We start from the raw sequence: 19,929 nt of genomic DNA, 5'->3' as shown, positions 1-19,929 counted from the left end.
GACTACGCTCGAACCATGACTGGACTGCGATGGGGAATCCTGGCGACCGGCGGTATCGCACACGCCTTTACGAGCGACCTGCGGACGGCCGGGCTGACGGTGTCGGCGGTGGGGTCTCGGCGCCCGGATGCCTCGCGGGCGTTCGCTGACCAGTTCGCGATTCCGCACGCGCACGGATCGTACGAGGAGCTCGTCGCCGATCCCGACGTCGACATCGTCTACATCGCAACGCCGCATCCGATGCACGCCGACAATGCTGTGCTCGCGCTCGAAGCGGGCAAGCACGTACTGATCGAGAAGCCGTTCACGTTGACCGGCCCCGAGGCCGAGCGTGTGCGCGAGGTCGCACGCGCCCAGGGGCTGCTCGCCATGGAGGCGATGTGGACGCGGTACCTCCCGCACATGGTGAGGATTCGCGAGATCATCGCCGCAGGAACGCTGGGCGAGATCCGCACCGTTTTCGCCGACCACACCCAGCGGATCTCATCCGACCCGAGCCACCGCCTGAACGCGCTGGAACTCGGCGGCGGGTCGCTTCTTGACCTCGGAATCTATCCGGTCTCGTTCGCCTGCGATGTGCTCGGGAAGCCGGAGACGGTGACCGCTCGCGGCCGCCTCGGTGACACGGGCGCGGATGCCGAGGTAGCGACGATCTTCACTCACGCCGGCGGCGCGGTCTCAACCTCGATCTCGACCTCGCGCGCTGTCGGACCCAATACCGCTCATGTGCTGGGCACTGACGCGCGGATCGACATCGACCGCGTCTGGTACACGCCCACGTCGTTCCGCGTCGTTGCACCCGACGGAGAGGTTCTCGAGGAGTATCGGAGCGATGTGCAGGGCCGGGGGATGCAGTACCAGGCGCTCGCCGCGGAACGGCTGCTCGCCGAGGGTAAGACCGACAGCGACCTGCTTCCGCTGGACGAATCGGTGGCCATCATGCACGTCCTCGACGAACTGCGCGCTCAGCTCGGCGTGCGTTACCCCGGCGAGTAAGCCCGCTCACGCGGCGACCGAGTCCTCCCGGAAGACGGGAAGCCGGCGCTCCGGAGCAACGACGTACTGACGACCGCTCGGTGAGATCCACAGCAGGGACCCGTCTCCGGTCTGGATGACGCGCCACCCACCATGGTGCTTGATCGTATGGTGCCCCTGACAGAGCGGGGCGGTATTCACGACCGAGGTCTCTCCGCCGTCTTCCCACGCAAGCGAGTGATCGATCTGACATCGCGAGGCGGGGACCCCACACCCTGGCGCCATGCATCTGTCGGCGCGCCACTTCGTCAGCGCCACCATGTCGGGCGGGGGTCGATATCGGGTTCTGCCGACGGAAAGGACAACACCGGTCTCGGGGTGGGTCAGCACCCGGATCCACCCCGTCGCGGCCCCGGCAAGTTCCCGCGCCTTCTCGATCGGGATAGGACCGACGCCTTCCACCACGGCGGGCTCATGAGCGCCGTCGCCATCCGCACCGAGCAGGGCGAGCGCGGGTACCGTCACGACAACCGTCGGACGGATGCCCTGCACGTCCTTCGGGTGGGCAGGAACAATTCCGTCGATCAGAAGATCGCACAGGATGTCGGTACGGATCTCGTCCAGCGTGCGGTCATCGGGCTGAGAGCCGCCGCCTTCGCCCCCGACCTGCGCGGCGAGCAATGCCTTGCCCTGTGCTGTGATCCGTCCATGGATCGCGTGAGCTTCGACCGAGGGCAGCAGCGCGTGCAGCCACGACATTCCGTCGGCTTCCGGTTCGACGAAGATTCGGCGGCGGCGCACGGCGTGCTCGTGCTGCACCGACAGGGTGGGCGCGAGTTCCCGATCGATGAGCCGCCGCAGCGCCCGCCGGAACGGCCCGATCGCGAGGGTTTCTGCGAGCTCTCGCACCTTCTCGACAAGCCGCGCCGCAACCTGAGGTTCGAGGGGCGCTAGTTCATCCACGATGATCGTCGCGTGCCGCTCGGTCATGCCCGCGTGTGCGAGCGAGTTCCAGATCGTCGGATACCGGTGCACGAGCGCCTCAGCACGGTACATCAGCATCGCGGCCTGGTTCTCGGTGATCCGGAGGGCTGCGGCGAGCTCAAGCCGCACCGAGCGCTCGATCAACTCCCGCGATCCTCCGCCGTAGCGCGTGACGTCGTCGAGCGCTTCGAGACGCAGCTGGTCGATGCGGGCAAGCCGCTGCGCGGCGAACACCGCCTCCATCGTCGCGACCTCAAGCACAAGCGCCACGGCGTCGGGCTGCGCCGGCACCCAGCCCACCTCCTCGTCGGAGTCGCAGAAGTCACCTTCGCGAACGAAGCAGCCATCGGGGTCGACGGTGTGCGAGTCAGCCCAGGACGCGGCATCCATGCCCAGGGCTTTCTCGCCCGGGTCGGTGGTGCCGAAATCGTCCATATCCCGACACTACGAGGGGGTTCCGACATTGCTCCTCGGCACGAAGGGGTGAAGAGCGGATGCCGTCAGCGGCGCGTCGACCACCACGCCCAGGCAACGAGCACCGGCTGGAAGAACAGTCGAACGAGGCGCTTCGTATCGGTATCGAGGCCGAAGCCGTCGCGCTTTTCGACGTACTGCGAGATGTTGCCCGGGAAGATCGCGATGAAGAACGCCGCGAGGATCGCGCCGACGCGGCGACGTTCCTTGGGCAGCGCGACAAGCGCCGTGCCGAGCATGATCTCGACGACACCGGATGCCACCACTATCGCATCCTCATCGAGCGGCGTGAGCTCCGCAGCCCACGGCGGCACTTGCGCCTGGAACTCCTTGCGGGCCACCGTGAGGTGCGTCACCCCCGCGAACACCATCGCGCCCGCCAGCATCCACCTCAGTACTGTTCGCATGCGCCCAGCCAAACTTCCCGGACCAGGAAAGTCAACGTCGTAGACGGATGCCCCGCCAAAGCCGGCGAGGGTCGCTACCGTTCGGGAGAGATCGCGACCGCGAGCGCCCAAACCACCAGGATCGGCTGGAGGAGGAGTCGCACGAAGCGGCGTGTCTCGGTGTCGAGCAGAGGCGCAGACCGACCCGTCTGCCACTGGTGGATGTTGCCGGGGAATACGGCGACGAAGAATGCCGCGACAGCGGCGCCGAGACGCGCCCGTTCGCGGGGCAGCGCTACGAGCCCGGCGCCGAGCATGATCTCTACAGCGCCGGAGCCGACGACGATCGCGTCCTTGTCGGTGTGCAGGATCCTTGTCGCCCAGTCAGGCACGACGATGCGATAGCCCCGCCGCCCCCACGTGAGGTGCGACACTCCCGCTGCCACGAGGAGAGCCGCGAGGAGCCAGCGAAGCAGCGTCATGCGGTGCGGCGGCCCGCGGCCGGGTGAACTTCGACGGGTTCCTCGTGCAGGCCACGCAGCGCCTGGGAGAGTTCTGGCGCACCCTTCGACAGGTCCCGGTCGAGAGCGCGGAGACGCTTCTCGGCCTCCATGAGCGCCCAGTCACCCTTCTCGGTGACCCGCAGTTCGGATGCCGAGCCGGCGTGAGCTGTCGAATCGTGCACGAACCCTTCGTCGACGAGAGTGCGCACAGCGGTGTGCGCGGTCTGGACGGTGATCTGGGAGCGGCGTGCGAGTTCACTGAACGAGATGCCCGGCATCCCGTAGATGTGGCCGAGCAGGGCATACTTGCGCGTGGTCAGTCCCAGATCCTTGAGAACCGCCCCGAGCTGCGCCTCCCAGATGCTCGACATCGTCAGCAGCGCGATGACCGGGCTGAACCGTCGTTGCTGAGCTGCCACGGGATCTCCTTTTGCGGGACGCCAGATCCTTCATCGTAGCCCGCGCCCTCCCGAACTCACCGGACAGACCGTCGTGGATAAAGACGTCACGCGGCGATGACCGGGAAAAAGGTCCCTACGCCATCCGGCGTCGCTCGTGCCATCATCAGAAAATGGACACCTCGCTATACGAGATCCGGAAGGACCTCAGCAGGGCCCTCGCGGAACTCCACGAGGCCCAGCAGAGCTACCCCGACGACCCCACCCTCCGCGCCATCGACAGTCTGCAGTCAGCTGTCGAACGCATCGCAGACGTGCTGGAGGAGATTCAGTCGTTCTTCGCGCTCCCCGTTCCGACGACGACGGGACCCCAGCCCGTCGCCTCTGGTTCGGGGCATCGGCATCACCGGTAGAGCTCAGGAGCCGCACAACTCCTCAGGCGATGAGCCGCTGCGCCCGTGCCGCCTCGACTAAGGCGTCTTTGTGAGCGTCATCCGCAAGCGAGATCAGGGCAAGCGCCCGCTCCTGCGTCGAGAGGCCTCGCAGGTTCACGACACCGTGCTCGGTCACGACGTGCTCGACATCCATGCGCTCGTCGGTGACGATGTCGACCCGCGGCACGATCGTCGAGACCGCCCCGCCCTTCGCGGTTGACGGGAGCACCACGAACGACTTGCCGCCCCGCGACTTCGCGGCACCGGTCACGAAATCGAACTGACCGCCCGAGCCCGAGTACTGCACGCCCCCGATCATCTCGGCGTTGACCTGCCCGTAGAGATCGACCTGGATCGCCGCGTTCACCGAAATCATGGCGTCGTTACGGGCGATGATCTGCGGATCGTTGACGTAGTCGGCGGGGAAACTCACCATCGACGGGTTGTCGTTCATAAATGCGTAGGTGTGGGCATCCCCGACCGCCGAGGTCCAAACGTGCCGCCGCGGATGCAGAGTCTTGCGCCGCCCTGTGATGACGCCCGACTCGATGAGCGGCACGAACGCCGAGGAGAAAAGCGCCGAATGTATGCCGAGGTCCCGGTGATCCCACAGGGCCGTAGCGACCGCGGCGGGAACCCGGCCGGCACCGATCTGCAGCGTCGCGCCGTCGGGAATGTGCGCCGCGACGTGCGCCGCGATCGCGAGGTCGGCATCCGCCGGAGGCGCCTCGGCGACCTCGGGGAGGGGCGAGGCATGCTCAACGATCGCGTGCACTTCGTCGATGTGGAGCAGGGACTCGCCGAAGACCCGGGGCATGTTCGGGTTCACCTCGACGATCAGGCGGCGGCAGGCGCGCGCGGCGACGCTCGCGTAATCGTTCACGACACCGAACGAGAAGTGACCGCTCGCGTCCATCGGGCTGACCTGCACGACGAACGTGTCGACATCGAGGTGTTCGCGGATCACCCGCGGCAGGTTCGAGAAGTTGACCGGAATGAAGTCGAGGGTTTCGCGGTCGGCCCGGGCGGGATCGGCGATGATGTGGTGATCGCGCCCGGCAACGAAAAACGTATGGGCACGGAGCTTCTCGATCACCCCGGGCTGCAGGATCGTGTCACCGATCGCATCGCCGCCCATGCCGTAATAGAGATCCAGATCGACGAGCTCATCGGCACGCACGCGATCGGCAAGAGCTGCCAGAATCGCCGGCGGCGCCCCGAGGCCCATCGCCACGAGCACCTGCGCGCCCGAAGGGACGGATGCCGCGGCATCCGCTGCCGACATGAGCTTGCGACGGTAGTCATCCTGAACCGGCATCCGTGATCCTCCAGCGCTGTCGCCGACGGATCCACTCTGGCATGACGGGCTGCCGGGATGTCGAGCGCGGGCGCTACTGTCGTGCCATGGCCTCCCGCGTGCTCGCCCCCGACCTTTCCGGCATCGACAAGCCGAAAGGACCTCCGGCGTACTTCCCCAGTATCGAGAAGACCTACGGTCGTCCGGTGCAGGACTGGATCGACATCGCCGTCGAGCGGCTCGACGCCGGCGACGCTCACATGGCAGTTGTCGAGGTCCTCAAGACAGAACACGGACTGGGCCACGGCCACGCGAACGCTGTGGTGGCTTACACGAAGTCGGCGCTCGCGCAGGGCTGAGAGCTCTCTCGGCGCGGGATAGCGTGGATCCAGTGACCCTCGACCTCGACGCGCTTCGCCCATACCCCGATGCTGGCGACCCGGAAAACCAGGCACACGATGCGGCGGATCGGCTGCTGCTCGACGAATCAGCGGAGGCGCGACAAGGAGTTGCGCGGCGCGAGATCACCGTCATCGGCGACACGTTCGGCGCCCTGGCCCTTGCGTGCGTGAGCGATGCCACCGATGGTGTCGTCCGCGTGCACCAGGACTCCCTCGGCGGCGAGCGCGCCCTCGCTGCCAACGCACGGTTGACCGGGCTCCAAGCATCCGTCGCCTCACTCCCTCTCGATGCAGAGGTCGTGCGCGATGCGCGGGTCGTGCTCGTGCGCCTCCCCCGGTCGCTCGAGGCGCTCGGCGACATCGCGGGGCTGATCGCCGCGCACGCCGCGCCCGATGTCGTCGTGTTCGCGGGCGGGCGGATCAAACACATGAGCCTCGGCATGAACAACGTGCTGCGCGAGCACTTCGACACGGTGGATGTCTCGCACGCCCGGCAGAAGTCCCGCGTGCTTATCGCGCGCGGTCCTCACGACGGTCGGGATGCCGAGCCGTCCGCAGGGCGACTGCGCATCGGTGACACGGATGTCGAGGTCCGCGCCTTCGGCGGGGTGTTCGCCGGCGCGACGCTCGACATCGGCACGCGCCTGCTGCTGGATAACCTGCTCGACGCGATTCCCGGGCACACGGACGATCCGGCAATCGACCTGGCGTGCGGGAACGGCATCGTCGGGGCGACCCTCGCGCTGCGGCATCCGGAACTGCGTGTGTACGCGTCCGACGAGTCGGCCGCCGCCGTGGCATCGGCTCGGGCGACCGCCACTGCAAACGGAATCGCCGACCGGATGACAGTGGTTCGCGATGACGCGCTCTCGACCCTGCCCGACGCGAGCGCGTCGTTCATCGCCCTGAACCCGCCGTTTCACCGGGGCGCCGCGATCGACGAAACGATCGCACGACACCTTTTCGCGGATGCTGCTCGCGTGCTGCGCCCGGGCGGGGAACTCTGGACCGTCTGGAACTCGGCCCTGCGCTACCGCCCGTCACTCGAGAAACTCGTCGGCTCAACCCGTCAGATCGCCCGCACTCCGAAGTTCACCGTCACGGCCTCGACGCGTCGCTGAGCCAGGAGTCCGGCGAGCGGAGCATGCCCCGGACAGCGTCGACGATCCGCGGTTCGGCGGCGAACGGCAGAGTCGAGTGGTTCGCCTCGGGCACGGGGCAATAGGCATCCGCACCGAAGGCTGCGAGGTACATGTCGCGCATCGCATCGATCTGTGCCCGAAGCAGCTCGTCGCTGCGATACCGAGCCTGGAGGGGGTCGACGGCGGTGGCGTGGATGACGCGGACCGCGGTGCCCGGCAGCACCGACAGAAGATCCTCGAGCATCTCGGCGAAGTTCGCGACCTCCTGCATCCCGGTAAGGAGTCGATCTTCGCGCATACGCACGTCGATGACGGCGTCTCGCACCTCTGGGTCCAGGTCTTCGAGCATCGCGGACAGCGCTGCTCGCGCTGCCAGCACGTCGATGTCATCGACGGTGTACCTCGTCGACGCGCCGGACTCGATCCGCAGCTCCGGCGGCATCGCACGGTTCCAGTCGCGATGTACGGGGTCGAGCAGCACCACGCCAGCGACCTCGCTGCCGAGTTCCAGCGCGGCTCGCTGCGCGTAGGCGCCGCCGAGCGAGTGGCCCACGAGGATGAATGGCGCAGGGACCCGCAGGGCCTCCAGCAACCGGGCAAGCTCTGCCGTGACCTGCTCGACGGCTCGCGGCAGCGGGACAGGGTGGCTCCACCCCGTGCCGGCGCGGTCGTACATCACCGTCGTCAGGTTACGGCTGAGTGCTGCACTCAGCCCCGAAAACTCAAGTCCGACCGAGCCCGCGCCCGGCAGGAAGACGACACTCGCACGGCTGGCCCCTGCGACCTGTGCCCAGATTTTGACACCATCGATCGTGACGAACTGACCGGATGCTGGTGCCGATTCTCGACGTCTCCGCACTCAGCCCTCGTCCTCGGGGGACGCGGAGTCCGCGAACGGATCGTATGTCCGGCCTCCCTCGACGATCTCGCGGTTGAGCGCGGTGAGTCGGCTCACGATCTGCTCGGGATCCTGCGCGACCGACTTCGGCCAGCCGTAGGCGGCTGCCACAGCTTCGTCGAGGCGGCGGTGCAGCGCGGCGAGATCGGCGAAGCCGCCCTCATCCATGAGGTTATACAGCTTCGTGAGGCCCATGCTGTGCTCGATACAGAGTTCGCTTCGACGGTCGTAGAGCGCGCGGGATGCGGCAGCAATCGTCTCCCGCTGCTCCGGCGTGACGGGGTCGGGCCACGGGAAGGTGTCGAAGACCGTGGTGGGCGTATAGCGAAGTCGCGTCTCAAGCGTCGATGACTGCGCCCAAGCCCAGGAATCGTGTGCGCGTGAGAGCAGGATGCCCATGCTGTAGTCGTCATCAAAGGCGAACACATTCGTTGCGTCGCTGGCGAGCGCCCACGCCTCGACCCACGCGATGAACATCCGCTTCCCATGTCGACCGACCGCGGCGTAGCGTTCGCGTCCGGCGAGAGCAAGCCGCATCTCTCCCCGGGGCCGCCCGAACTGCCACCACTTCGTCTTGAACCCCGGGTCCCGATTCGTGTCACGCTCGGGCTTCACATCGCGGCGCACGATATCCAATGCACGGGGATACCTCGTTGCGTCCTCGAGAGGCATTGATCCGAAATCGATGATCCAGCGACTCGGACTTTGGCGCGGGGATTCCGCGATGTCGTCACTGGTGAGGTAGGGACGAACGACTTCACGGTAGGCGCGCGTTCCATCACCGAGCAGAGAACTCGCAACGTCATCCGAGATCACAAATCCCGCACCCACCGGAATCGGGCCCTGGAAACACTGCCCACGGTTCGCGCCGAGCGTCGCTGGCGGCCACTCCTCTCCAGAATGAGGGCGCAGTGATGGCGAGATGCCCTCTACTGAGGCGCCGTCGAGCTCGAACAGCGTCGGGACCGGCTCGGGGTCCTTGACCCAGTTCACGATGCTGACGTGGACCTTGGCGTCACCCGGCCACTTCTGCGATGACACCGCGTCCGTGATCACACCGCCATTCGCCACGACGTAGTCGAGAGAGGCCACCCGCCCACGGTTCTGGGAGATCGAATTGGTTCCGACCAAGCCCGCGCGCTGGCCAGGCTTCAGCCGGTCCTGAGCGATGCGGAACCAATACACGCACAGATCACGGACGCCGACCCCGAACGTACGTGAGAGCCAGTCGACATAGTCGTCTCCGAGCGACTGGCGCACCAGCTGCGAGCCGAGAAACGGCGGGTTGCCGATGATCGCGTCAACCTCGGGCCAGTCGGTCTGCAGTGCGTCGGCAGGCGTGATACGCGAGAGGTCGACGAGCGGCAGCACGGGCTCAGCCTCGCCGTACCGTTCGATCATCTGCCGGTGCCCCATCCACAGCGTGACCCGCGCGATCATGACGGCGACGCGCTCGATGTCAATCCCGAACAGATTCGACAGCGGATAGAAGGGCAGCGTGCCAGTCGGACGCGGGGCACCGGTTTCTGCGGCGAGGCGATCGATGCGCTGCTTGAGATCGAACTCGAGCCCGCGCAACTCGCGATACGCGACGTACAAGAAGTTGCCGCATCCGCAGGCCGGATCGAGAACGCGGAAGTCGCACAGCTCATCGAGAAGGGTAACCGCCTCGGTAACTGATCCGGTCGTCTCAATCCGCTCGCGCCAGGGACGCACGATGGTCGGCGCGACGATCTTCATGATGTCGGCTTCGTGCGTGTAGTGCGCGCCGATCTCGGAACGGCGGTCATCGCCGAGCACACCTTCGAGAAGAGATCCGAAGATGGTCGGGTTGACCTCGCGCCAGTTGAACTCCGCCGCCTGCTTGAGGTGGAGAAGCTCCGACCGGTCCAGGTAGACGGCGGCAGGTCTGGCAAACAGGTCACCGTTGACGTATCGCGTACCCGCGAAGCGACCCTTGCGGTTGTGGTCGCCCTTCTGATTGAGCAGCTGGAAGAGGTAGCCGATCTCCTTCGCGGAGTCGGGATCGCCCTCCTTCAGCAGCGCCTCGACGGTCGCCTGCAGCGGATACCCCTCGAGCATCCCGAGATCTTCGGCGAACAGACACCAGACCAACTGCATGGTGAAGCGCTGGATCTCATCGACCGGGGCCGCCGACCGGTCGAGCATCGAGCGGTAGAGCTCTGCCACGTGGCGGGCGGCATCTTCGGTCAGCTCGCGGCGATGCTCGCTGAAGACGGGCTCGAGAGACTCGTTCTGCAGGAAGAGCAGCGCGTCGTAGTGCTCGGGAAGCTCCGCGAGCGTGAACCGCGAACGCGGCCGGTTCGGGAAACGACCCGGCTCCCAGATTTCGAACTCCTGGAAGTTGCAGAGCACGACCCACCGGGCAGCCGGCGTATCGGTGGCGGGATCGCTTGACTCGCGCCAGTACCGATCGCGTTGATCGGCGGCCTTCTCCAGGGCAACGCCGGGAGCCTTCATCTCCACGATCATGACGCCCGGCCAGTGGAGGTCCATGAAACCCGCAGAACTGCGGAAGTCCTCGAACCGCGCTCCGACGGACTGGCGATCCGAGCCGTACGCCGCGAACAACTCGTTCAGAAAGGTCTGCGCCTCAGCCCGCTCTGAGCCGGAGTATCCAGACCACCGGCGCACGAACTCGGTGAGTGCTCGCTGAAGCTCCGCGCCGCTGCGGACCGGATCTGTCACCGCTCAGAACATCCGGGTCTTGTTCGGCACGCTGAAGTACGTCTGTTGCACGAACCGCTTGCGCTCGGTCTGGAGCACATCGACGAGGTCCTTCATGGCTGCCTCGGCGTTCGGGTGAGCACCCGATTTGCGGATGCGCTCGAGCGCCTTGCGCGCGCGCTCGAGCGCGTAGTCGAGGTTCGTGAGCACATCCGACACCTCACCCATCGCCTGCTCGCGCGCCCGCTCTTCGGCAGCCACACTGTCAGTGATCTGCTGTGCCATCTCGTCCCCTTCCGATGCGGCGTGAGCTTCACGGTATGCCCCGCCTGCGACGTCGTCAGACGCCGACGCAGGATCTGTGGACATCACCGTTTCTCCACAACCGGATCTAGAAGTCCCAGTCCTCGTCCTCGGTAGCGACGGCCTTGCCGATGACGTAGGACGAACCCGATCCACTGAAGAAGTCATGGTTCTCGTCAGCGTTCGGCGACAGGGCCGACAGGATCGCGGGGTTCACGTTGGTGACCGACTCGGGGAACATGGCCTCGTAGCCGAGGTTCATGAGCGCCTTGTTGGCGTTGTAGTGCAGGAACTTCTTGACGTCTTCGGTCAGGCCGACGCCGTCGTAGAGGTCCTGGGTGTACTGCACCTCGTTGTCGTAGAGCTCGTACAGCAACGAGAACGTGTAGTCCTTGATGTCCTGGCGCTTGGCTTCATCGACCTTCTCGAGTCCCTTCTGGAACTTGTAGCCGATGTAGTAGCCGTGCACGGCCTCGTCACGGATGATGAGGCGGATGAGGTCAGCCGTGTTGGTGAGCTTCGCGCGGCTCGACCAGTGCATGGGCAGGTAGAAGCCCGAGTAGAACAGGAACGACTCCAGCAGGGTCGAGGCGACCTTGCGCTTGAGCGGCTCGTCGCCCCGGTAGTACTCCATGACGATCTGCGCCTTGCGCTGCAGGTTCTCGTTCTCGACCGACCAGCGGAACGCCTCGTCGATCTCCTTCGTCGAGCACAGCGTCGAGAAGATCGACGAGTAGCTCTTCGCGTGCACCGACTCCATGAAGGCGATGTTCGTGTACACCGCTTCTTCGTGCGGGGTGATCGCGTCGGGAATCAGCGACACCGCGCCGACGGTGCCCTGGATCGTGTCCAGGAGCGTGAGCCCCGTGAACACGCGCATCGTGAGGGTCTGCTCCTCGGGGGTCAGCGTGTTCCACGACTGCACGTCGTTCGACAGCGGCACCTTCTCGGGCAGCCAGAAGTTGTTTACCAGACGGTTCCAGACCTCGAGGTCCTTGTCGTCCTGGATCCGGTTCCAGTTGATCGCCTGAACGTGGTCGATCAGCTTGAGCTTCTCTGTCATCAGTTCTCCGAAAAAATCCCAGGTCAGAGCATTAAAGCATGCAGCTGACGCACTCCGTCATGTCCGTACCCTCGAGGGCCATCTGACGCAGACGGATGTAGTAAATGGTCTTGATGCCCTTCTTCCAGGCGTAGATCTGCGCCCGGTTGATGTCACGGGTGGTCGCGGTGTCCTTGAAGAACAGCGTCAGAGACAGGCCCTGGTCCACGTGCTGGGTGGCAGCGGCGTAGGTGTCGATGACCTTCTCGTAGCCGATCTCATAGGCATCCTGGTAGTACTCCAGGTTGTCGTTGGTCATGAACGGCGCCGGGTAGTAGACGCGGCCGAGCTTGCCTTCCTTGCGGATCTCGATCTTCGAGGCGATCGGGTGGATCGAGCTCGTCGAGTTGTTGATGTACGAGATCGAGCCGGTCGGGGGCACCGCCTGCAGGTTCTGGTTGTAGATGCCGTGGGCCTGTACTGATGCCTTCAGCTCACGCCAGTCATCCTGCGTGGGGATGTGGTGGCCGGCGAACAGCTCGCGCACCCGCTCGGTCTGGGGCACCCACTCCTGCTCGGTGTACTTGTCGAAGAACTCACCCGACGCGTAGGTCGAGTCGGCGAAGCCCTCGAACGCCGTCCCCCGCTCGATCGCGATCTTGTTCGACGCCCGCAGCGCGTGGAACAGCACCGTGTAGAAGTAGATGTTCGTGAAGTCCAGACCCTCTTCAGAGCCGTAGTGGACGTGCTCGCGAGCGAGGTACCCGTGCAGGTTCATCTGACCGAGGCCGATCGCGTGGGAGCGGTCGTTGCCGTCCTCGATCGAGCGCACCGACGAGATGTGGCTCTGGTCGCTGACCGCGGTGAGGGCACGGATGGCCGTGTCCACCGTGAGACCGAGGTCGCCGCCATCCATCGCCAGGGCGATGTTCATCGACCCGAGGTTGCAGGAGATGTCCTTGCCGATCTGGTCGTACGAGAGGTCCTCGTTGTAGGTCGTCGGGGTGTTGACCTGCAGGATCTCGGAGCACAGGTTCGACATGTTGATCCGGCCCTTGATGGGGTTGGCCCGGTTCACGGTGTCTTCGAACATGATGTACGGGTAGCCGGACTCGAACTGGATCTCGGCGAGGGTCTGGAAGAACTCTCGCGCGTTGATCTTGCTCTTCTTGATGCGCGGGTCATCGACCATCTCGCGGTACTTCTCGGTGACCGAGATGTCGCCGAACGGCACACCGTAGACGCGCTCGACGTCGTAGGGCGAGAAGAGGTACATGTCCTCGCCGTTCTTGGCCAGCTCGAAGGTGATGTCGGGAACGACAACCCCGAGCGAGAGGGTCTTGATACGGATCTTCTCGTCAGCGTTCTCGCGCTTGGTGTCGAGGAACTTCAGGATGTCGGGGTGGTGAGCTGACAGGTAGACAGCGCCCGCGCCCTGACGTGCCCCGAGCTGGTTGGCGTAGCTGAAGCTGTCTTCGAGCAGCTTCATGACGGGGATGATGCCGCTTGACTGGTTTTCGATCTGCTTGATCGGGGCTCCAGCCTCGCGGATGTTCGAGAGCAGCAGCGCGACACCGCCGCCGCGCTTGCTCAGCTGCAGGGCGGAGTTGATGCCGCGGGCGATCGACTCCATGTTGTCTTCGATGCGCAACAGGAAGCACGAGACGAGCTCACCGCGCTGCGCCTTGCCGGTGTTCAGGAACGTCGGGGTTGCGGGCTGGAAGCGGCCCGAGATGATCTCGTCGACAAGTTGGGTAGCCAGAGCCTCGTCGCCGTCGGCAAGACCGAGGGCCGTCATCACGACACGGTCTTCGAAGCGCTCGAGGTAGCGCTTGCCGTCGAAGGTTTTGAGCGTGTAGCTCGTGTAGTACTTGAAGGCGCCGAGGAAGGTCTCGAAACGGAACTTCTTCTCGAACGCGTGGTCGTGCAGCGACGAGATGAACTCGAATGAGTACTTCTCGAGCACGGCGGGCTCGTAGTACTGCTTGTCGACCAGGTAGTCGAGCTTCTCCTTCAGCGAGTGGAAGAAGACGGTGTTCTGGTTGACGTGCTGCAGGAAGTACTCACGAGCAGCACGCTTGTCGGCATCGAACTGGATCTTCCCGTCCGGGCCGTACAGATTCAGCATCGCGTTGAGCGCGTGATAGTCGAGCCCCTCGAAACGGGCCTCCGTCTTGAATGCCATGTCTGTCACTGCAGCTTCCACCATCGTTCCAATCCTTCGCTTACGCGTGTGACGTCTTCTGACGTGCCGAACAGTTCGAGCCGGTACAAGTGCGGCACGTGACACTTGCGGCTGATGATGTCGCCGGCGGCGCAAAAGGCGTCGCCGAAGTTGGTGTTTCCCGCGGCGATGACACCACGGATGAGTGTTCGGTTCTGCTCGACGTTGAGGAACCGGATGACTTGCTTGGGGACCGCACCCCGCTCCTCGCCGCGACCCTGGCCTCCCCCGTAGGTGGGGGTGACCAGGACGAAGGGCTCATCGACGAGGAGCATCGGCTCGGATGCGAAGAGCGGGATGCGCTCAGCGCGCATACCCAACTTCTCGATGAAGCGCGCCGTGTTCTGCGAAACGCTCGAGAAGTACACGAGCAACGGCGTCTCTGTCGCGATCGCCGTGCTCATGGCTCAGGCGAGGCGCGAAGCGAGCTCGTCGATCTTGTCGGGGCGGAAGCCCGACCAGTGGTCCTCGTCGGTGATGACGACGGGGGCCTGCAGGTAGCCCAGCGCCTTGACCTGCTCGAGGGCCGCGGGGTCCTGCGAGAGGTCGAGAACTTCGTAATCGATGCCCTTGGAATCCAGCGCGCGGTAGGTAGCAGTGCACTGCACGCAGGCCGGCTTGGTGTAGACCGTGATCGCCATGTTAGATCCGTTGTCCCCTCAAAATCCTTCGTCGAACCGGCAGCTCCCCCACCGGGAGTCCAATACTACATATGGGTGCCGACATCAGATAGCACCACAAGGGGTAGTAGTTACATTCGTGTAGTTTTCCACCGCTCTCCTCAGATACAACGCGATTTGTCCACCGTTTCATCCACAGATCGACGAGTCCGCGAAACCTGGGAGAAGCCTGAAATCACGGGGTTTCGGGTGCCTGCATCCGTCATCCCTCCACAGCGCGACGCTACGGCGATCCACCGACATCGAATTCGCCTGTGGATTGCGCTCCCGGCGTGTCGCGGCATCCGTCCACGCGCCGCGTCGTCCGTGTTCCGATATCGCCGAACCGGTTCGGCACGTCTATCGTGGGAAGGTGGCGGGTTATGGAGAACTGCTGCGCACTCCGGGGGTCGCGCGCATCATCGCGGCGCAGCTGACGGCACGCTTCCCGAACGGGATGACGAGCCTGGCGATTCTGCTACACATCGAGCAGGTCACGGGCTCCTACGGCTCCGCAGGACTCGTGCTGGCCGCGACATCGGTCGGGCAGGCAGTCGCGGGTCCTATCACCAGCAGGTGGATGGGTCTGTGGGGCATGCGGCGGGTCCTGACCGTGACCCTCGCCATCTGCGCTGCAGCGATCGCGTGTATCGCGGCGTTCACCCTCCCCCTGCCCGCCTATATGGTGCTGGGGCTCATCGCCGGCCTATCCACCCCGCCGGTGCAAGCAGCGGTTCGCACCATCTACCCCAAGATGGTCAACTCGCGACAGGTGACGCCGCTCTACTCGCTGGATGCCTCGCTCCAGGAGATCATCTGGGTCGTCGCACCCGTTCTCATCACGTTCGTTGCGACGCAGATCGGCACTGTCCAGGCCCTCGCACTCATCGTCGTCGTTCTGCTGGGCGGCGGCGCCTGGTTCATCCTCTCCCCCGAGGTCGGGCGGGTACGCATCCCTCGCAGTCGCCGCAGCTTTGGAAAAGTGCTCGGCAAGCCCGCGGTCTTGCTGGCAACCGTCGTCGGCTTCCTCCTGATCGGCGCGTGCTCCGCCGTCGAGGTGGGAGTGGTATCCACCTTCGGGCACGAGGGAATCGAGGCGGGTCTCGTGCTCGCGGTCTTCGCCATCGGCAGCCTCGCCGGCGGTCTCTCCTTCGGTCACATTCCGATCGGACCGTGGGCGACAGCCCGGCGGATGCTGATCGTCGCGGCGGGACTCAGTCTGACGATGATCTCGCTCAACGCGTGGTGGCTGGGAGCAACGCTCGCTGTCGCCGGTCTGGGCGTCGCGCCAGCACTCGCGGTGATCTTCGCCATGACCTCTGCGAGCGTGAAGTTCAGCGAAACCGCCGAGGCCTACGGCTGGATCGGAACCGGGCAGCTCATCGGTGCCGCCGCGGGTTCCGCTGTCGCGGGCTTCCTCGTCGACGGCGCGGGCCCCCAGGGTGCCTACCTCGCGGCAGCGCTGTTCGCAGCCACCGGCGCGATTGTGGCTATCGTGTTCGTCCGCGGCTTCCCTGACCTGCGCGATCGGGACCCGAGCCCCATCCCGGATACCGAGCCCGTCCCCACGATCACCTGATCCGCCCCTCACCCGTGACCGCGATGACACTGCCCTCTGGGCGGAACACGATGGCTCTGACGCGCTGCGCGCGGCGGTGACTGTGGCGCGGGGATCGCTCCCCGATGCTTCGTTCGCTCCGGCTGCACTCATCGATCGCGTGCGGCTGCTCACGACCCGGTGGCTGACAGAGATGGTGCCCGTCGAACAGCGGCTTCTGGCGACATCCGGAATGCTCATAGCTCGGGTCTCCGCGGGAGAACGCGAACGTGCTGAGGACCTCGGGGGCTACCTCATCGGCAATGCCCCCGAACTCGAAGCACACAGCTCAGCCTTCGATCGAAGCCTCTTCTGGTCGGCCCTCAGCGAGGTGGCGATAACGCAAGGCGTGGCCCGGGAGGCTGCGGCACTGGCCTACCGCGCCCAGCAAGCCGCCGTCGTTTCGGGGGACGCTGCGGCCGACGCGGCCAGCGCACTGGCGAACGCGATTGCCGAGTTTGGCCGCTATCCCGACGACCCGCAGTTCGCATCGACGGCAACGGTGGTCGCAGGGATGTCGGCCGTGGCGCGCGACGACGCCGCCGGGGCCATCGCCGCTGCCCAGCCGGCCATCGGGGGAATGGCTGACGAACGCGTTCTGCCGAGGGTGCGAGGGTTCGCGCTGGGTATCGTCGCGGACGCTCACCTGCTGCGAGGCGAGCCGCTGCGGACTCTCACCCTGCTCGAGGGCGTCGACTCGAACCGGGAGCACACGCTCTGCTTCGACATGCAACGGGCCTCGGCCCACCTCGCTCTCGGAAAACCGCTGAAAGCGCTGCAGACGACGCGGGCGTGTGTGGCGATGGGGGCGCGCCAGTCCGCGACGGGGCGTGGCGCTGCCGGCACTCACGCGACGCGAACAGGATCTGGCGTGGCTGCTGCAGGGCGATGTTTCGGTCGCGGAACTGGCTCGGCAGTCCTTCGTGTCTCCCAACACGGTAAAGACGCACCTTCGCCGTCTGTACGCCAAGCTCGGGGTGTCATCCCGCGACCAGGCGGTTGCAACGCTCGAGCGCGGAGGCTTCTTCGAGCGAATTGCACCGGCACAGGGGCGGGAGCCGCTCCCCCGGTGCCTCAGACGCCCTCATCCTGACCCGCGCGTTCACCGCGCGCGCCTACGATGAACCCGTGACCTACACCCGGCTCGCCTGGACGCTTCTCGCCATTGCGCTACTGATCGTCGCGGTCTTCGAGAGCATCGGCCACGGATGGGTCACTGCCGGGATCATCATCGTGTTCGCGGTGCTCCCCGACATCGCCCTCATCGGAGCGTTCGGCGACCAGCGCGGCATCCTGCGCCCCGAGCGCGTCCCGTTCTACAACTGGTTGCATCAAGCGTGGATCCCGGCGCTGCTGTTCTTCCTCGGCGGCTCCATGGCGTATCTGTGGGAAATGCGGGATGTCGGACTGCCGCTGTTCTGGTGCGGAATGGGCTGGCTGCTTCACATCGCGCTGGATCGGACTTTCGGGTTCGGGATGCGAGATCCCGACGGCACGATCATTCCCGTCGGCACATACGGGCCGCGCGGGCGCTGAGAGGATGCCGAAGCCATGACCACTCCCCTCGTTCTGCCTCGGCAGGGGTGGGGTGACCCGTCATCCTCCCGCCGAGCACTGCTCGTTCACGGTCTGGGATCCACGGGCGCCCTGATGTGGCGTTTCGGCGTAGAGCTGAGCGAGCGCGGCTGGTTTGCCGAGGCCGTCGATCTGCGCGGGCACGGGCGCGCCCCGCGGGCACTCGACTACACGATCGGCGCTTATGCTGCGGACCTGGCACTCTGCCGTCCCCACGATGAGATGCCGTGGGATCTCGTCATCGGCCACTCGCTGGGCGGCGCGGCAGCGGTCGTTGCTGCAGCATCCGTCCCGGACTGGACTGACCGACTCGTACTCATCGATCCCGCGATCCAGCTCGATGAGCCGGACGGTGAGCACGTGCGCGAGAGCCAGCAACGCCAGTTCGACGACCCGAGCGCCGACGCGGTGCGCGCCGAGCATCCGTCGTGGCATCCGCTGGACATCGAACTCAAAGTGCAGAGCATCCAGCAGGTCAGCCGCTGGGCGGTCGAGCAGACGAGCGAGCAGAATCCGGAATGGGATGTACGGCTTCCTGCGTTGTCCCTGGATGTGCCCATCCATGTCATAGCCGGCGACCCCACCGTGTATGCGCTTTTCCGCGGCGACATCGTCGAGCAGTTGCTGACCCGGCCGTCCATCACGATGTCAGTCGTCGAGGGAGCCGGGCACTCGCCGCACCGCGATGCGCCCGACCAAACGATGCGCCAGCTTTGGGAGGCCCTCGCATGACTGCGGCGACTTTCGACCCGGCATCCGTGCTGCCCGACGCACTGCTCGAGCAGTTCCGCGAGCGCGCGGCGCAGCACGACAGCGACAACACCTTCCCGCACGACGATCTCGCCGACCTGAGGGATGCCGGTTACCTCGCGCTGTTCGCCCCGACGGAGTTCGGCGGGGCGGGCCTCGGCCTTGCCGAGGTGTCGCTGCTGCAGCAGCGCCTGGCCACCGCAGCACCGGCGACGGCGCTCGCCATCAATATGCACCTCGTGTGGACCGGTGTCGCGAAAGCGCTCGCCGATCGCGGGATCGACGACCTGCGCTTCGTCCTCGAGGGCGCCGTGGCGGGCGAGATCTTCGCGTTCGGCATCAGCGAGGCCGGAAACGACCTCGTGCTCTTCGGCAGCGACACGGATGCCGCCCCGCAGCCGGACGGCTCGTATGCCTTCACCGGTACGAAGATCTTCACCTCCCTCGCCCCGGTCTGGACGCAGCTGGGCCTCCACGGCCTGGACACGACCTCTCCCGACGGCCCGAAGATGGTCTACGCCTTCGTGCCGCGGTCCGAGGAGGATGCCGGGCGAATCGCCACGCGCGACGACTGGAACACACTCGGCATGCGCGCCACGCAGTCCCGCACGACGCAGCTGCGCGGGGCAATCGCAGCCGCAGACCGGGTCGTGCGCCGCATCCCGGCCGGACCGAACCCCGACCCGATCGTGTTCGGCATCTTCAGCGTTTTCGAGATCCTGCTGGCTTCGGTCTACACCGGAATCGCGCGGCGGGCACTGGATGTCACTGTCGAAACCGTCGGCACGCGCCGGTCGAAGAAGACGGGACTGACCTACAGCCAGGACCCCGACATCCGGTGGCGGATCGCCGACATGGCCCTCGCGTACGATGCCCTGCCCCCGCAGCTGGAGGCGCTCAGCCGCGACATCGACACGCTCGTTGATCACGGGCCGCGGTGGTTCTCGCTCCTGTCGGGCGTGAAGCACCGCGCCGTCACGATGGCCAAGGCGGTCGTGGATGACGCGATCCTCGCGGCCGGCGGATCGAGCTACTTCGCCGGGAGTGAACTCAGCCGGCTCTACCGCGACGTACTGGCAGGGATGTTCCACCCGTCGGATCCAGAGTCTACTCACGCCACGGTTGCGACAGCCTGGCTGGGGCCGGTCTCGGGTTGAACTCTCGCGCTTCCTGATCGGCGCGACCCGCGGCGTGTGAGG

General features: G+C 65.7%; 21 protein-coding genes. 9 read left to right on the top strand and 12 right to left on the bottom strand.

The genetic code is table 11. From position 1 onward, the window contains the following. Positions 1-15: 15 nt before the first annotated feature. Positions 16-996, top strand: coding sequence for a Gfo/Idh/MocA family protein (locus AADH62_RS09980; protein ID WP_300590409.1), 981 nt, complete (start codon positions 16-18; stop codon positions 994-996). A 6-nt stretch (positions 997-1,002) separates the two neighbouring features. On the opposite strand, the gene AADH62_RS09975 is transcribed toward AADH62_RS09980, so the two are convergent. The 4 genes from AADH62_RS09975 to AADH62_RS09960 form a co-directional block, all read right to left on the bottom strand. Next, positions 1,003-2,394 carry an HNH endonuclease signature motif containing protein gene (locus AADH62_RS09975; protein WP_341579351.1) on the bottom strand — a complete coding sequence of 464 codons (1,392 nt, stop codon included), beginning with the start codon at positions 2,392-2,394 and terminating at the stop codon, positions 1,003-1,005. A 65-nt stretch (positions 2,395-2,459) separates the two neighbouring features. Beyond that, positions 2,460-2,840 (bottom strand): hypothetical protein, encoded by a 381-nt coding sequence (locus AADH62_RS09970; protein WP_341579350.1) that lies wholly within the window; start codon positions 2,838-2,840, stop codon positions 2,460-2,462. 74 nt (positions 2,841-2,914) lie between these two features. Beyond that, positions 2,915-3,301 (bottom strand): hypothetical protein, encoded by a 387-nt coding sequence (locus AADH62_RS09965; RefSeq protein WP_341579349.1) that lies wholly within the window; start codon positions 3,299-3,301, stop codon positions 2,915-2,917. Beyond that, complete coding sequence (locus tag AADH62_RS09960; RefSeq protein ID WP_341579348.1) at positions 3,298-3,741, bottom strand: MarR family transcriptional regulator; 444 nt, start codon at positions 3,739-3,741, stop codon at positions 3,298-3,300. Before AADH62_RS09960 ends, AADH62_RS09965 begins: the two co-directional genes overlap by 4 nt. A gap of 152 nt (positions 3,742-3,893) precedes the next feature. On the opposite strand from AADH62_RS09960, the gene AADH62_RS09955 reads away from it, so the two are divergent. After that, positions 3,894-4,133, top strand: coding sequence for a hypothetical protein (locus AADH62_RS09955; RefSeq protein ID WP_331792134.1), 240 nt, complete (start codon positions 3,894-3,896; stop codon positions 4,131-4,133). Between the two features lie 22 nt (positions 4,134-4,155). On the opposite strand, the gene AADH62_RS09950 is transcribed toward AADH62_RS09955, so the two are convergent. Continuing rightward, a complete protein-coding gene (locus tag AADH62_RS09950; RefSeq protein ID WP_341579347.1) occupies positions 4,156-5,472 on the bottom strand; it encodes an acetyl-CoA hydrolase/transferase family protein in 1,317 nt (438 codons plus the stop codon). Between the two features lie 86 nt (positions 5,473-5,558). Between AADH62_RS09950 and AADH62_RS09945 the strand changes: the two genes are divergently transcribed. Further along, a complete protein-coding gene (locus AADH62_RS09945; RefSeq protein WP_341579346.1) occupies positions 5,559-5,810 on the top strand; it encodes a DUF4287 domain-containing protein in 252 nt (83 codons plus the stop codon). Between the two features lie 32 nt (positions 5,811-5,842). Next, the gene (locus tag AADH62_RS09940) at positions 5,843-6,973 is read left to right on the top strand and encodes a class I SAM-dependent methyltransferase (protein ID WP_341579345.1); all 1,131 of its coding nucleotides are present in this window, start codon (positions 5,843-5,845) and stop codon (positions 6,971-6,973) included. Here the strand turns inward: AADH62_RS09940 and AADH62_RS09935 are convergent. The 7 genes from AADH62_RS09935 to nrdH all read right to left on the bottom strand — a co-directional run bounded on the left by AADH62_RS09935 (position 6,951) and on the right by nrdH (position 14,790). Then, a complete protein-coding gene (locus AADH62_RS09935) occupies positions 6,951-7,853 on the bottom strand; it encodes an alpha/beta hydrolase (protein ID WP_341579344.1) in 903 nt (300 codons plus the stop codon). The two genes, AADH62_RS09940 and AADH62_RS09935, sit on opposite strands and share 23 nt — an antisense overlap. Further along, positions 7,854-10,601 (bottom strand): DNA methyltransferase, encoded by a 2,748-nt coding sequence (locus AADH62_RS09930; RefSeq protein WP_341579343.1) that lies wholly within the window; start codon positions 10,599-10,601, stop codon positions 7,854-7,856. Between the two features lie 3 nt (positions 10,602-10,604). Then, positions 10,605-10,865, bottom strand: a complete 261-nt coding sequence (locus AADH62_RS09925; RefSeq protein WP_300591350.1) for a hypothetical protein — start codon at positions 10,863-10,865, stop codon at positions 10,605-10,607. 106 nt (positions 10,866-10,971) lie between these two features. Continuing rightward, the gene (nrdF, locus tag AADH62_RS09920; protein WP_341579342.1) at positions 10,972-11,946 is read right to left on the bottom strand and encodes a class 1b ribonucleoside-diphosphate reductase subunit beta; all 975 of its coding nucleotides are present in this window, start codon (positions 11,944-11,946) and stop codon (positions 10,972-10,974) included. A 31-nt stretch (positions 11,947-11,977) separates the two neighbouring features. Next, positions 11,978-14,110: a class 1b ribonucleoside-diphosphate reductase subunit alpha gene (nrdE, locus tag AADH62_RS09915; protein ID WP_300591351.1), complete on the bottom strand. Its 2,133-nt coding sequence runs from the start codon at positions 14,108-14,110 to the stop codon at positions 11,978-11,980. A 5-nt stretch (positions 14,111-14,115) separates the two neighbouring features. Then, positions 14,116-14,553 carry a class Ib ribonucleoside-diphosphate reductase assembly flavoprotein NrdI gene (gene nrdI, locus AADH62_RS09910; RefSeq protein ID WP_341579341.1) on the bottom strand — a complete coding sequence of 146 codons (438 nt, stop codon included), beginning with the start codon at positions 14,551-14,553 and terminating at the stop codon, positions 14,116-14,118. A gap of 3 nt (positions 14,554-14,556) precedes the next feature. Continuing rightward, complete coding sequence (gene nrdH, locus AADH62_RS09905; RefSeq protein ID WP_292709002.1) at positions 14,557-14,790, bottom strand: glutaredoxin-like protein NrdH; 234 nt, start codon at positions 14,788-14,790, stop codon at positions 14,557-14,559. A 391-nt stretch (positions 14,791-15,181) separates the two neighbouring features. Here nrdH and AADH62_RS09900 point away from each other — a divergent pair, with 391 nt between their 5' ends. From AADH62_RS09900 to AADH62_RS09880, 5 genes are all read left to right on the top strand, one after another. Then, the gene (locus AADH62_RS09900) at positions 15,182-16,387 is read left to right on the top strand and encodes an MFS transporter (protein ID WP_341579340.1); all 1,206 of its coding nucleotides are present in this window, start codon (positions 15,182-15,184) and stop codon (positions 16,385-16,387) included. A gap of 812 nt (positions 16,388-17,199) precedes the next feature. Continuing rightward, complete coding sequence (locus AADH62_RS09895) at positions 17,200-17,529, top strand: helix-turn-helix transcriptional regulator (RefSeq protein ID WP_341579339.1); 330 nt, start codon at positions 17,200-17,202, stop codon at positions 17,527-17,529. Between the two features lie 4 nt (positions 17,530-17,533). Continuing rightward, entirely contained in the window at positions 17,534-17,941 is a 408-nt protein-coding gene (locus tag AADH62_RS09890; RefSeq protein WP_341579338.1) for a DUF4260 family protein, read from the top strand. 15 nt (positions 17,942-17,956) lie between these two features. Then, positions 17,957-18,712 (top strand): alpha/beta hydrolase, encoded by a 756-nt coding sequence (locus AADH62_RS09885; protein ID WP_341579337.1) that lies wholly within the window; start codon positions 17,957-17,959, stop codon positions 18,710-18,712. Beyond that, positions 18,709-19,887, top strand: a complete 1,179-nt coding sequence (locus AADH62_RS09880; RefSeq protein ID WP_341579336.1) for an acyl-CoA dehydrogenase family protein — start codon at positions 18,709-18,711, stop codon at positions 19,885-19,887. Before AADH62_RS09885 ends, AADH62_RS09880 begins: the two co-directional genes overlap by 4 nt. Positions 19,888-19,929: the final 42 nt, after the last annotated feature.

Source organism: Microbacterium schleiferi, from assembly GCF_038150145.1.
GTDB classification, from domain to species: domain Bacteria; phylum Actinomycetota; class Actinomycetes; order Actinomycetales; family Microbacteriaceae; genus Microbacterium; species Microbacterium schleiferi_B.
The sequence above is the reverse complement of the archived record's forward strand: the minus strand, read 5'-3'. Positions and strand labels throughout refer to the sequence as shown.